The 13,915-nt window shown below is 67.3% G+C and carries 10 protein-coding genes; 7 read left to right on the forward strand and 3 right to left on the reverse strand.

The window, feature by feature from the left end; translation table 11 throughout:
• Positions 1 to 10: 10 nt before the first annotated feature.
• The 6 genes from DVU99_RS17290 (at position 11) to DVU99_RS17315 (ending at position 9,120) form a co-directional block, all read left to right on the forward strand.
• Positions 11 to 1,468, forward strand: coding sequence for a phosphatidylserine/phosphatidylglycerophosphate/cardiolipin synthase family protein (locus DVU99_RS17290; RefSeq protein ID WP_114241480.1), 1,458 nt, complete (start codon positions 11 to 13; stop codon positions 1,466 to 1,468).
• A gap of 82 nt (positions 1,469 to 1,550) precedes the next feature.
• Positions 1,551 to 2,927, forward strand: a complete 1,377-nt coding sequence (xseA, locus tag DVU99_RS17295) for an exodeoxyribonuclease VII large subunit (protein WP_114241481.1) — start codon at positions 1,551 to 1,553, stop codon at positions 2,925 to 2,927.
• A 175-nt stretch (positions 2,928 to 3,102) separates the two neighbouring features.
• Entirely contained in the window at positions 3,103 to 4,746 is a 1,644-nt protein-coding gene (locus DVU99_RS17300) for an acetolactate synthase large subunit (protein WP_114241482.1), read from the forward strand.
• Positions 4,747 to 4,760: 14 nt separating this feature from the next.
• Entirely contained in the window at positions 4,761 to 6,191 is a 1,431-nt protein-coding gene (locus DVU99_RS17305; RefSeq protein WP_114241483.1) for an aldehyde dehydrogenase family protein, read from the forward strand.
• Between the two features lie 138 nt (positions 6,192 to 6,329).
• Positions 6,330 to 7,910 carry an inorganic phosphate transporter gene (locus DVU99_RS17310; protein WP_114241484.1) on the forward strand — a complete coding sequence of 527 codons (1,581 nt, stop codon included), beginning with the start codon at positions 6,330 to 6,332 and terminating at the stop codon, positions 7,908 to 7,910.
• A gap of 271 nt (positions 7,911 to 8,181) precedes the next feature.
• Positions 8,182 to 9,120 carry a TraB/GumN family protein gene (locus DVU99_RS17315; protein WP_232823643.1) on the forward strand — a complete coding sequence of 313 codons (939 nt, stop codon included), beginning with the start codon at positions 8,182 to 8,184 and terminating at the stop codon, positions 9,118 to 9,120.
• A gap of 50 nt (positions 9,121 to 9,170) precedes the next feature.
• Here the strand turns inward: DVU99_RS17315 and DVU99_RS17320 are convergent, their stop codons facing one another.
• Entirely contained in the window at positions 9,171 to 10,724 is a 1,554-nt protein-coding gene (locus DVU99_RS17320) for a S10 family peptidase (protein WP_232823644.1), read from the reverse strand.
• 266 nt (positions 10,725 to 10,990) lie between these two features.
• On the opposite strand from DVU99_RS17320, the gene DVU99_RS17325 reads away from it, so the two are divergent.
• Positions 10,991 to 12,157 (forward strand): hypothetical protein, encoded by a 1,167-nt coding sequence (locus DVU99_RS17325; RefSeq protein WP_114241487.1) that lies wholly within the window; start codon positions 10,991 to 10,993, stop codon positions 12,155 to 12,157.
• A gap of 18 nt (positions 12,158 to 12,175) precedes the next feature.
• Here DVU99_RS17325 and DVU99_RS17330 read toward each other — a convergent pair whose 3' ends face one another.
• Positions 12,176 to 12,769 (reverse strand): HAD family hydrolase, encoded by a 594-nt coding sequence (locus DVU99_RS17330; protein ID WP_114241520.1) that lies wholly within the window; start codon positions 12,767 to 12,769, stop codon positions 12,176 to 12,178.
• Between the two features lie 118 nt (positions 12,770 to 12,887).
• A complete protein-coding gene (locus DVU99_RS17335) occupies positions 12,888 to 13,826 on the reverse strand; it encodes an AraC family transcriptional regulator (protein WP_198670368.1) in 939 nt (312 codons plus the stop codon).
• Positions 13,827 to 13,915 lie beyond the last annotated feature (89 nt).

Below are 13,915 nucleotides of genomic sequence, written 5' to 3' on the forward strand. Positions count from 1 at the left end.
ACTCGACCCCATGAGCCCCATGCTGCTTGCCCCCGCGCCTGCCCGCCTGCTTGCCGCACAGGCCCTCAGCCGCGCCGCCGGCGCCCCCTTGCTGGGTGGCAACGCTGCCGAACTGCTGATCGACGCCGCGGCCCACTACGATGCCTGGCTGGCGGCCATTCGCGGTGCACGCCATCGGGTGCTGCTGGAAAACTACATCATTCGCGACGACGACATCGGCCGGGCTTTCCTCAAGGCGCTGGTGGAATGCGCCGAACGCGGCGTGCTGGTGGCCGTGGTCTACGACTGGCTGGGCTGCCGCGGTCAATCCGGCGATCGTTTCTGGGCACCCCTGAGGGTGGCCGGTGGCCAGGTGCGTGCGTTCAACCCGCCACGCTTCGGCCAGCCGTTCGGCTGGATCAGTCGCGACCACCGCAAGCTGCTGGTAGTCGATGGCGAGCTGGGTTTCCTGTCCGGCGTATGCATCAGCGAGAAATGGCTGGGCGATCCCTCGCACGGCGTGGCGCCATGGCGCGACACGGGCGTGGCCTTGCGGGGCCCTGCCGTGACCGAACTGGAAGACGCCTTCGCCGAAAGTTGGTCCAGCATCGGCACGCCGTTGCCGCCACTGCATCCGGACATCGACGAGGCGGCGCCCGCCGGCGACGTGGCCTTGCGCGTCATCGCCACCCAGCCCGCCACCGCGGGCATGTACCGGCTCGACCAGCTGATCGCCGCCATGGCACGGCGCACGCTGTGGCTGACCGATGCCTATTTCGTCGGCGTCGCGCCCTACGTGCAGGCGCTGGCCGCGGCGGCGCGCGACGGTGTCGACGTACGCCTGCTGGTGCCCGGCACCAGCGATATTCCCATGGTCGCCGGCATGTCCCGCTCGGGCTATCGGCCGCTGCTCAAGGCGGGTATCCGTGTGTTCGAGTGGAATGGCTCGATGCTGCATGCCAAGACCGCGGTGGCGGACGGCCAATGGGCACGCGTGGGTTCGTCCAACCTCAACGTGGCCAGCTGGCTGAGCAACCGCGAGATCGACGTGGCGGTGGAGGACGCCGGTTTCGCCACGGCGCTGGCCATGCAATACGAGAAGGACCTGGCCAACGCCACCGAAATCGTGCTGGCCCCGCGCCGCTGGCGGCAGCACAGCGACCAGGTGCGCAGCAGCACCGCGCGGCCGCCGCGGCAACGCCATGCGGGCGGCAGCTCCAGTCGCACCGCCGCGGGTGCCTTGCGCATCGCCAACACCATGGGTGCGGCGCTGACCGACCGGCGCGTGCTGGGCGACACCTCGATCAGCCCGCTGCTGATCGGCGCCTTGGTCCTGCTGCTGGTGGCGGCGGTCGGCGTGTGGTGGCCCGCCGTGCTGGGCTGGCCATTGGCGGTCATCGCCGTATGGTTGTCGCTCAACCTTGCCGGCCGCGCCTGGCAGCTGAGCCGGCGGCGTCGCCAGCGCGACAGTCTGGCGGCCGGGGACTGACCCTCGCACAAGCGAGAAAGCGCTTGCACAGGTTCAGGCAAGCGATTGTTCTCCAAGCGATCCGTGATAGGCTGCACAGTCCATGCAGATGTCCGACGATCATCCGCCCTCACGCCAGATCCTGACGCCCAGCTCGCTCAACCGGCTGGTGCGCGACTTGCTGGAGGACGCACTGCCGCTGATTTGGATCGAGGGCGAACTGTCCAACGTGGCCCGCCCGGCGTCCGGCCATCTGTACTTCACGCTCAAGGATGCCGGCGCCCAGGTGCGCTGTGCGATGTTCCGCCCCAAGAGCGGCTGGCTCAAATTCCGGCCCGCGGACGGCACGCATGTGCTGGTGCGCGCCCGGGTGGGGCTGTACGAACCGCGCGGCGAGTTCCAACTGGTGGCCGAGCATATGGAGCCGGCCGGCGAAGGCGCGTTGCAGCGCGAGTTCGAGCAGCTCAAGGCCCGGCTCGGCGCCGAGGGCCTGTTCGACCCCGCGCACAAGCGCCCCCTGCCCCAGTACGCGCGGCGCCTCGGGGTGATCACCTCTGCCACCGGCGCGGCCGTGCGTGACGTGCTCAGCGTGATGTCGCGGCGCTGGCCACTGGCCGAAGTGGACGTGCTGCCGGTGCCGGTACAGGGCCGCGAGGCGCCGCCGGCCATCGTCAACATGTTGCGCCGGGCTTCGGCCAGCGGTCGCTATGACGTGCTGCTGCTCACCCGCGGCGGCGGTTCGCTGGAAGACCTGTGGGCCTTCAATGACGAACAGGTCGCACGCGCGATCCACGCCAGCGCGGTGCCGGTGGTGTCCGCCGTAGGCCACGAGGTCGACTTCAGCATCGCCGACTTCGTGGCGGATCTGCGTGCGCCCACGCCCTCTGCCGCGGCCGAGCTGCTGGTGCCCGACAAGCACGCACTGCAACGACACCTGCACCAGTTGCAGCAACGACTGGCGACGCTGGAACGGCGCCGACTGCAATCGCGCATCCAGCGCGTCGACCACCTGTTCGCACGCCTGCAGGCACAGCGTCCCCAGGCACGCCTGACCCGCGACCACGAACGCCTGGCCAACCTGCATCGGCGCCTGCTTGGCGCGCAGCGCGAACAGGCACGCTGGCGTCGCATGCAACTGGAGCGCGTGCACGCGCGCCTGCTGGCCCAGCATCCACGACAGCGGCTTGCCTTGCTGCAACGACAGTTGGCCGAGATGTCACCGCGCCTGCGCCAGGCCATCGAACGCAGACTGGAGCGGGACCGCCTCACCCTGCAGCAGGCGGGCCGCGCCCTGCATGCCATCAGCCCGCTGGCCACGCTGGATCGCGGCTACGCGATCCTGTTCGATGCCCAGGGCAAGGTGCTGCGCTCGGCGCAGAACGTGGCCGAAGGCACCCCCTTGCGCGCCCGCCTCGCCGATGGCGAACTGCCGCTTTCCGTGGCAGCGCCTCCTGTGCGCGAACAGTCCAAGAAGCGATAACGGCCGCACCGCGCTCTGTAGGGGCGCACCCTGTGCGCGAAAAGTCTGCGTTGCAGCAACGACGTATCGCCGGTCGCGCACGGGGTGCGCTCCTGCGCGAGCCGGCAAGGGCGTGCCTCACGCCCCGTCAACGCGCCGCACCGCATGCTCGCCGCTTCAACCCGAGGATCGCGGCATGAAGGCAGCAGCGCTGTTCGTGAAGGCATTGGAAGCCGAAGGCGTGCACAGCATCTTCGGCGTGCCTGGCGAGGAGAACCTGGACCTGGTCGAAGCCTTGCGTGAATCGTCGATCCGGCTGATCGTCACCCGCCACGAACAAGCCGCCGGTTTCATGGCCGCCACCTGGGGTCGCCTCACCGGCGAAGCAGGCGTGGCCTTGTCCACGCTGGGACCCGGCGCCACCAACCTGGTGACCGCCGCGGCCTATGCCCAGCTCGGCGCCATGCCGATGCTGATGATCACCGGCCAGAAGCCCATACGCGAACACAAGCAGGGCATGTTCCAGCTGGTCGACGTGGTCGACATGATGCAGCCGCTGACCAAGTACACGCGGCAACTGGTTTCCGCATCCACCATTCCGGCGCGCATCCGCGAAGCGTTCCGCCGTGCGGAAGAGGAGCGCCCCGGCGCGGTGCATCTCGAGCTACCCGAGGACATCGCCCGCGACACGGTGGAGGAAGCCATCCTGCTGCCCACCGAATACGCGCGCCGTCCCGCCCCCGATGAAGCCGCACTGGTGCAGGCCGGGGAAGCGATCACCAAGGCCCGGCATCCCATCCTGATGATCGGCGCCGCCGCCAACCGCCAGCGCACCACAGTTGCGCTGCGCGCATTCGTCGACAAGCTGGGCATCCCCTTCTTCACCACCCAGATGGGCAAGGGCGTGATCGACGAGGATCACCCGCTGTGGCTGGGCAACGCGGCGCTTTCCGATGGCGACTTCGTGCACCGCGCCATCGATGCGGCGGACGTGATCATCAACGTCGGCCATGACGTGGTGGAGAAGCCGCCGTTCTTCATGCGCAAGGGGCGGCGCACCGTCATCCACATCAATTTCTCCAGCGCCGAGGTCGATGCGGTGTATTTCCCGCAGATCGAGGTGGTGGGGGACATCGCCCATACGGTGGAGCGTCTCACCGACGCGCTGCAGCCGCAGGATCATTGGGACTTCGGCTTCTTTGATCGCGTGCGCGAGGCCTTCCTGCTGCAGCTGGGCGACCACGCACGCGACGATCGCTTTCCCATGCATCCGGTGCGCGTGGTGGATGACACCCGCCGTTTCATGCCCGACGATGGCGTGTTGTGCCTGGACAACGGCATGTACAAGATCTGGTACGCGCGCTATTACCGTGCCCGCCAACCCAACACCATCCTGCTCGACAATGCGCTCGCCACCATGGGCGCCGGCCTGCCCTCCGCCATGGCCGCCAAGATGGTCTACCCGCGGCGCAAGGTGCTCGCCATCTGTGGCGATGGCGGCTTCATGATGAATGCCCAGGAGCTGGAAACCGCGGTGCGGCTGAAGCTGGACCTGGTGATCCTGCTGCTGCGCGACGATGCCTACGGCATGATCCGCTGGAAGCAGGCCGAGATGGGCTATGCCGATTACGGCATGGTGTTCGGCAATCCCGATTTCGTGAAGTTCGCCGAGGCCCATGGTGCACATGGCCATCGCCCCAACAGCGCCGATGCCTTCCTGCCCACACTCACGCGCGCTTTCGACGCTGGCGGCGTACACCTGATCGACCTGGCCATCGACTATTCGGACAATCACCGCATCCTCAACGAAGAGATCCGCCAGCTCAGCGCAGCTGTCTGATCGCCGGAGACACCATGCTCGCGAAGAACTACCCGTACTACCTGGCCAACCAGCCGCAGACCTCCAAGGAAACGATGGATGTGCTGGACAAGTACACCGGCAAGGTCGCCACGCGCGTGGCCGTGCCCGACGCCAAGGCCACCGAGAAGGCCATCGCCGCGGCGGTGAAGGCCACGATCCCCATGCGCGACTTCAAGCCCTGGGCGCGCCAGCAGGTGTTGCAGCATTGCGCGCAGCGCTTCCAGGAGCGACGCGATGAACTGGCCTATGCGCTGTGCGTGGAGGCCGGCAAGCCGATCAAGGATTCCGATGGCGAGGTGACCCGCCTGATCGAGACCTTCACCATCGCCGCCGAAGAAGCCGTGCGCGTGAACGGCGAAACCATCAACCTGGAAATCGCCCGACGCCTGGACGGCTACCACGGCTACACCAAGCGCGTGCCGCTGGGTCCGGTGTCGTTCATCACGCCGTTCAATTTCCCGCTCAACCTGGTGGCGCACAAGGTGGCGCCGGCCATCGCCGCCGGTTGCCCGTTCGTGCTCAAGCCGGCCGAGCGCACGCCGATCGGCGCGCTGATCATCGGCGAGGTGCTGGCCGAAACCGACCTGCCCAAGGGCGCGTTCTCGGTGCTCACGCTGGATGGCAAGCATGCCAACCCGCTGGTGGAGGATCCGCGCTTCAAGCTGCTCTCTTTCACCGGCAGCCAGATCGGCTGGGACCTGAAGACCCGCGCCGGCCACAAGAAGGTCACGCTGGAGCTGGGCGGCAACGCGGCGTGCATCATCGACGCCGACCAGAAGCCGCACCTGGACCGCGTGATCGATCGCCTGGTGTTCGGCGCCTTCTACCAGTCGGGCCAGAGCTGCATCAGCGTGCAGCGCATCTATGCGCACGAGTCGCTGTACGACGAACTGAAGAAGCGCCTGGTCGCCGCGGTGAAGAAGCTCAAGGCGGGCGATCCGAAGAAGAAGGACACCTTCCTCGGGCCGATGATCGACGAGGCTGCCGCCGAGCGCCTGCACGGCTGGATCGAGGAGGCACGCAAGGCCGGTGGCAAGGTGCTGTGCGGCGGCAAGCGCAATGGCGCCATGCTGGAAGCCACCCTGATGGAAAACGTGCCGAGCAGCGCCAAGGCGTATCGGCAGGAGGCGTTCGGGCCATTCGCCCTGCTCGCCCCGTTCAAGACGTTCGACGAGGTGGTGTCCCTGGTCAATGACTCGGACTACGGCCTGCAGGCGGGCATCTTCACCGACAGCCTCGCCCACGCCATGCGCGCCTGGAACGAGCTGGAACAAGGCGGCGTGGTGGTCAACGACGTGCCCAGCTTCCGCGTGGACAACATGCCCTACGGCGGCGTAAAGCTGTCGGGCATCGGCCGCGAGGGCGTGCGCTGCGCCATCGAGGACATGACCGAACTGCGCCTGATGGTGATGCGGGAGTTCTGACCGCGCAGGCCTGCCTTCGGTCATCGCCACGCCGTGTCAGCGCAAGAGGCACGCGCGTGGCGGACAGCCTTCAGGTTGTCACGGTTCTGTCTTGCGGGGGTGCTTAGCTTTCTTGAGGCCGACCACGAAGGGCACGTCATGCAGACCGAAGCCGCTGTCGTTACTGCCACACGCCAACCCCAGGGATCGGGCCGCATCTTCGGACTGCTGTTCGGGGTGATTCTGCTGGTCGGCGTTTCCTACGCCGGCGTCCATCTGGTCGAGGACCTTTCCACGGTCCACGCCCGTTCGATCGCTCCCTTCGTCCTGCTCGGCGTGGCGCTGCTGATCGCGCTGGGCTTCGAGTTCGTCAACGGCTTCCACGACACCGCCAACGCGGTGGCCACGGTGATCTATACCAACTCGATGCCGGCCAACATGGCGGTGATCTGGTCGGGCGCATTCAACTTCCTCGGCGTGCTTACCTCGTCCGGCGCGGTGGCCTTCACCGTGGTGTCGCTGCTGCCGGTGGAGCTGATCCTGCAGGTCGGCGGACAGGCCGGCTTCGCCATGGTGTTCGCGCTGCTGATCGCGGCGATCCTGTGGAACCTCGGCACCTGGTATTTCGGCCTGCCCAATTCGTCCTCCCACACCCTGATCGGCTCGATCATCGGCGTAGGCCTGGCCAACCAGCTGATCTCCAGCCGCACCGGCACCAGCGGCGTGAACTGGGACGCGGCCATCGGCGTGTTCAAGGGACTGATCTTCTCCCCCATCGCCGGCTTCCTGCTGGCCGGCCTGCTGATGATGCTGCTCAAGGCGTTCGTGAAGGTGCCGGCGCTGTACCGGGCTCCCGAAGGCAAGAAGCCGCCGCCGTGGCCGATCCGTGCACTGCTGGTACTGACCTGCACCGGCGTGAGCTTCAGTCACGGCTCCAACGACGGCCAGAAAGGCATGGGCCTGATCATGCTGATCCTGATCGGCACGGTGCCTACCGCGTATGCGCTCAATGGCGCCGTTTCCAGTGGACAGGTCAAGACCTTCCACGAGGTGTCGGTGGAAACCCAGCAGGTGCTTTCCAGCCTGGGTGGCGCGCCTTACATCGGCGATCCACGCACCACCATCACCGCCGCCGTGCAGCAACGCCAGGCGCTGCCCGATACCGCGCCGGCGCTCACTCAACTGATCGCCCAGATCGATCACGAAGTAGGTAACCGCCCATCGCTGAAGTCGGTGCCGCCGGAGCAGATGGGCAACGTGCGCAATGACATCTACCTGGCCAACAGCGCCATTCCCCTGATGCTGGCCAAGCCGGGCCTGAGCAAGGAGCAGACCGCTACGCTGACCAGTTGGCGGGGGCTCGGCACGCAGGCGATCCAGTTCATCCCGCCCTGGGTCAAGGCGGCGGTGGCACTCGCCCTGGGCCTGGGCACCATGGTGGGCTGGAAGCGTATCGTGGTGACGGTGGGCGAAAAGATCGGCAAGGAGCACCTCACCTACGCCCAGGGCGCGTCCGCCGAGCTGGTGGCAATGAGCCTGATCCAGGCCGCGGACATGTACCACCTGCCGGTCAGCACCACCCACGTGCTGACTTCCGGCGTGGCCGGCACCATGGCCGCCAACGGTTCCGGTCTGCAGGCAGCCACCGTGCGCAACCTGCTGATGGCCTGGGTGCTCACCCTGCCCGCCTCGATCCTGCTGTCGGGCGTGCTGTACGTTGTCCTCCGCCAGGTCTTCTGAGCGTTCTGGGTTCCGGGCGGCGATGGCCGCCTGACCCGGGAGTGGAGCGAACGGCCAGTCCCGGCAGACCGCCCCCTTCACCTGCCATGTATGGCGCCGCAGGCACGGGTGTTGTTCAATCGCGAGGCCCGCTGAACACGGCGGGCCCCAGCCGTCGCGTCCACCACATGGAGCTCGCCGGATGCACGCGAAAAGCGCCCTCTGCCTAGGCACCCTGCTACTGGCTTCGCAGGCCTTTGCCCAATCGACGCAGCCAGCCACGGCCAGTTCCGTGCAACCGGCATCCCCGGCCACGGCAGTGGAGCTGCAAACGGTAACCGTCCATGGCGAACAGCCAGGACCGGCCTTGTGGGAAGTACGCAAGGGCAGCCACGTGCTCTGGGTGATCGGCACCCTGCTGCCACTGCCGACGCACGCGGAGTGGCAATCGCCGGAACTCAACAATGCGCTGGCCAACTCCACCGAGCTGCTGGAGGCGCCTTCGGCCTATCTGAAGATGCCGCCGAGCCTGTTCTCGCGATTGGCCCTGCAACCCTCGGCCAAGCTCAACCCCGGGGGCGTGACGCTCGAGTCCTTGCTTTCGCCGGAGATGTACGCGCGCTGGCGGGTGCTGCGCCACAAGTACCTGGGCGACGACGATGCGCTGGAGTACCAGCGGCCCATCGTGGTGGCCGAACAACTTTACGACAAGGCGCTGCGCTCGGCCGGGCTGAGCAACGATGTCGACGTACCGGGCTTGGTGGAAAAAATCGCCCATCGCCACGGCGTACGCGTGATCGGCGTGCGCTACGAGCTGGTGATCACGCGTGCACCGCCGGTCAAAGCCACCGACAAGGACCAGCAGCAGGGCGTGGCCTGCCTGGATGAGACCATGCATATGGTCGAGAAGGACATTCCCGCGCTTGCCGCGCGCGCCAACGCCTGGGCCACCGGCGACATGACGTCGCTGCAGGACCTCATGAAGGGCACGCACTACGATCCTTGCGTGGTAGCGGCCATCAATGGGGATTTCGAGCACCAGCTCAACGTGCCCGACCTGCCCAAGCGCATCGAGGACACCTGGATCGAAGCGGCGCAAGCCGCCTTGACCCGCAACCGCAGCACCGTGGCGATACTCACCATGGACCAGGTGATGGCGCCGGACGGCTACATCGCGCGCCTGAAATCACTGGGCTACCAGGTCCGTCCGCCGGACGGACTGGCGCCGTGACCACCGGATGAGCCGGCTGCACCCCGAGGTGGAGCGCAGCCGGCCGGATGTCACTTGGAACTGTTGTACAGCTCGGCCGCGTCGGCCTTGAACGACTCGGCACTGCCCGGACGGCTGTAGAACATGTGGCCACCCGGATACACGGCCAGCTTCACGCGCTGCGCCTGTCCGAAGCTCGGCATCTGGTCGATGATCAGGCGCGAGGTGAAGAACGGGCACGACAGATCGTTGTAGCCGTGCACGATCAGCACCTTCATGTGGGGATCGTTGCCAATCGCCTTGCGCAGGTCGGCCACCGGCTTGTCGTCCGCAGCGCCGCGGTCCCAGGCCTTGTTCACGGCGAAGGACAGCGCCTCGTAATGGGCGTCGGTCTTCCAGCCCACCTCGCGCGTGATGAAGTCAGCCATCGCGCTGGTGGTCGGCGCCAGCAGCGCGTCGAGGATCGGATCGCCCGACTGGCGCTCGGCCGAGCCCGGGAACGGGTCGAACGCGGTCACGTTGGAGTCGTACACGCTGCCGATCTTCTTTTCGTTGCGATGCACTTCGCGCAGGTAGGTGTCGATGTCGACACGACCGTCCAGCTTGGCCACCAGCGCCGGATCAAGGCCCGTATAGGCCGAGACCTTCTGCACCATGCGGCTGATCGCGCCCGGATCGGAGCGGCCGGCGAGGAAATCGGTGACGAACTGCGTGCGCACGTAGCCTTCGACGTCGGCCATCGCGGCCGGGGTGAGGCGGCCCTGCGATTCCAGGTGGGCGGCGGTCATCGACGGCAGGTTGATCATCCACGGCAGCGGCGACAGCGCATCGCCATCGCCGATTGCGGCCGGGTCGAGGTACGGCGACACCATCACCAGGCCGTTCACGCCCACGCCCATCTTGGTCTGCAGCGCGTAGGCGATGCGCGGCGCACGATAGCCACCGTAGCTCTCACCCATCACGTACTTGGGCGAACGCAGGCGGCCATGCTTGACCAGCCAGTCATACACCACGCGCGACAGGTACTGGATGTCGGCTTCAGTGGAGTAGAAATCCTTCTTGGTCTGGTCCTCGTCGACCAATGAGCGCGAATAGCCAGTGCCCACCGGGTCGATGAACACCAGGTCGCTCATGTCCAGCCAGGTGTTCGGGTTGTCCTTGGTCACCGCGGCGTCGGACGGCGCATCGCCTTCCACGCCGAACTGGATGCGCTTGGGACCGATCGCGCCCATGTTGAGATACACCGACGAGGCACCCGGACCGCCGTTGAAGGCGAACGTCACCGGCCTGCGCGGATCGCTGCCCGGCACCGTATAAGCGGTGTAGACCACTTCGGCGATCTTCTTGCCCGTGGCGTCGCGCACCGGGATGGTGCCCACCGTGGCCTCGTAAGAGAGCGTGCGGCCACCCACGCGCACACTCTGCTTGATGGTCTTGTCGGCCGGCAGCGGCGGCAGGTCGCTGGCGGGCTTCTTGTCCGCCGCGCCGTCCGCTGCGGGCGGCTTGGCATCGGCGGCCACCGAGCAGGGGGCGAAGGCCAGGCCGGCCAGCAGCACCGCGGCACAGCAGGCGGCACCCCGTGCGGCGTGGACCATACGGGAGCGAATGGATGAATCAGGGGTCATCAGCGATCTCATGGAGGCAAGCGTGGAAACGACGCCCGTGGTTCGCCAGCCCGCTGCCCGAAGCCCGGGCCGGCTGGCGGAGCCCACCAGTGCGAAGCGGCATACAAGCGTCTGGCCCATGGCTGCCACCAGTGCCGTAAGACAGGGGTCCACCCGGCGGGCCGGCGGCCCACCTGTTCAGCTACCTGTGCCGCAGCTGCACGGCCTCACTTGCAAGCGAGGTCAAACCCCGGAAACTAGGGCGTTCGCCTGGCTGGACCGGTTCCGTGCACGTGCTCCACACCCCGCTCTCCCCTCATTCGCGTAGCCGCCCCTGGCTGCGGCGCGCCTGGTTCGCCGCCAGTGTCGCGCTGGCCTCGATGGCCCACGGACAGACCACCCAGCCATCGACGGCGCCCGCCACACCCGCGGCGCAGCCGGCCGCGAACGATCCGCCACCACCGCCACTGGCCGTGCAGGTCAATGACGACAAGCTCACCCTGGCGGTGACGCGCGCGCCACAGATCTATCTCTACGGCACCCTGGACGCCGACGCGCCGAACCGCATCGAGGCGATGATCCGCTCCGGTCGCATCCGTGCCGGCTCGGACATCTATCTCAATTCGCCCGCTGGCGACCTGGCCGCCGGCGCGGCACTGGGCCGGCTGTTCCGCGAAGCCAAGATGACCACCCACCTCGGTGTGCCGCGGCGCAATGCGCAGACGCCGGCGCAGCCCCGCGAAGCAAGCTGCCAGGGCGCCTGTGCGCTTGCTTATGTCGGCGGCCTGTATCGCTGGGCACCGACCGGCAACGACCATTTCGCCGTGCAGGCCCCGGGTGATGCGCCGAAGATCGCCGCCGACAAGGGTGAGCTCGCCGGCTATCTGCGCCAGATGGGCTTCGACCCGCTGCTGTTCGGCGTCACCTCGCATTCGTCGGTCGATCGCACCGTGTGGCTCAGTGGCGACCAGATGCTGGCCACCGGCATCGCCAACAACGGCTACCTGCCACCTGCCGCGGATTACGCACTGGTCTCCGGCGCACCCCAACTGACGCTGCGCCAGACTTCACGCGACGGCGAGCGGCGCATCACCCTGCTGTGCAAGCCCGACGGCCTGACCTTCACCGCGTACTACATGCTCGGCCAGGATCGCGCCCAGCGCATCGCGGCGCGCGCCAATCGTTCCTACCTGGAAATCAACGAGCAGCCCACGCTGCAGGGCGATCGCGAACGCATCAGCGCGGTGGACCAGTCGCTGGTGATCAGCCGGCCGATGCCGCTGGCCGAACTCGACCCGCTGCTCACGGCCAAGTCCATGGGCGCCTGGCTCAGCGACAAGGGCGGCAACGTGCGCTACGGCTTCACCATGTTCCTCGATGCCGTGCGCAACAACCTCAAGGACTACGGCAGCCACTGCGAGCAGGCCGCCCGCGCGTCGACCGCCAAGAGCTGAGCACGTCCGCCGGAAGGATCAGCCCACTTCCTGCCACTGGTAGTAGCGGTGGTGGGCCATCTGCAGCAGGTCCAGGTCCTCGTGCGTGTCGCCGTAGGCATAGACCCGCGCGTACTCGGCCAGGTCGTAGGCCGCGCGCACGCGCCGCGGCTTTTCCATACCCACGCACTGCGCGCCGCGATAGCGCCCGGTGAGACGCCCGTCCTTCACCGCGACCTCGGAGCACACCAGTTCCAGCGCGTGCAGGCGGCACCAGTGCGACAGGTAGACGTCCAGCCCACCGGACACCACCACCACCCGGTCGCCCTGGGCCTTGTGCCAGCGAATGCGCTCCATGGCGTGCGGGCGCAACACCTGCGACAACACCTCGGTGGCGAAGCGTCGCCCTTGCCCGGAGGCGTGTTCGGCGGCCATGCCGGTCAGGCCGAAGCGGAGCGCGCTGGCGCGCATCAGGTTGGACGACACCAGGCCCGCCTTGTAGCCGGCCACCATCGGTGCCAGCACCGCGCCGCCCCAGGCCAGCCTGCGCCGCGGCACGGCGAACTCGAGGAAAGGCCGGAACATCTCGCGCGTGGTGATGGTTCCGTCGAAATCGAACAAGGCGAGATTCAACGCGTGCTCCCTGGCCTGCGGCCGCATCCATGAGGCGGACTCATCCGAAGGATGAAGCCCATCGAGAGGCGGCATGCTCGGCCTTGCACTCGCGCATCGTCAAGTGCTGACGGCACGCTTACGCGGCCGATTCCGCATCGGCCAGGCGCAGTCGTGCCACATCGCGCAATGGTGGCGCACCGAAGTGGCGACTGTATTCGCGACTGAACTGCGAGGGGCTTTCGTAACCCACGCGATGCGCCGCGGTGGCTACATCGCACTCGCCCGCCAGCAGCTGCCGCCGGGCCTCATGCAGGCGCAACTGCTTCTGGTACTGCAGCGGACTCATCGCCGTGATGGCGCGGAAATGATGATGCAGCGACGACGTGCTCATGTTCACGCGCGCTGCCAGCGCCTCGATGCGCAACGGCTCGTCGTAGTGGCGACGCAGCCAGTCGATGGCGCGCGACACCTGGTGGCTCTGGCTGCCGGCGCTGGCGATCTGCGCCAGGCGCGCGCCCTGCTCGCCCGTGAGCAGCCGATACATCAGCTCGCGCTCGATCAGCGGGCCGAGCACGGCAAGGTCGTCCGGCGCATCCAGCAGGCGCATCAGGCGCAGCAGCGGATCGAGCAGCCGGCCATCCAGCGGGCTCAGCGAAAGTCCGGGCACTGACGGCTGTGGGCCGCGCGCCGCCTGCACCTCGGGCAGCAGTTCGCGGATGCGCTGCAGGTCGAGCCGGAAGGTGAGGCACAGGCAGGGTTCCTCGCGGGAGGCCCGCACCACCTGCGAGGACACCGGCACATCCACCGAGGTCACCAGGTATGAGGCCGGCTCGTGCACGAACGACTGCTGGCCCAGCAGGATCTGCTTGGCGCCCTGCAACGCCAGGCCCAGGCCCGGTTCGTACATGGCGCAGGTACGCACGCTCGGCGAGCTGGCACGGAACAGGCTCAGGGATGACCAGGCGGTGGCGTGCACACCCTCGCTTTGCGCCAATCGTTCAACGATCGCTGTCAATTCCTCGCGACCCTGCGCAAGCCGCTGCCCGGCCGCTTGGTCAAATGATTGATTATTCATGGCATTGCCAAAAACCAGAAGAGCCTAGATTGCCTGTTCCTCCACCCCATGGCGAGTGCCCACGTCGTCGCCTTGCAGGATCGTGCAAG

The organism is Dyella sp. C9 (assembly GCF_003332825.1).
GTDB lineage: Bacteria > Pseudomonadota > Gammaproteobacteria > Xanthomonadales > Rhodanobacteraceae > Dyella.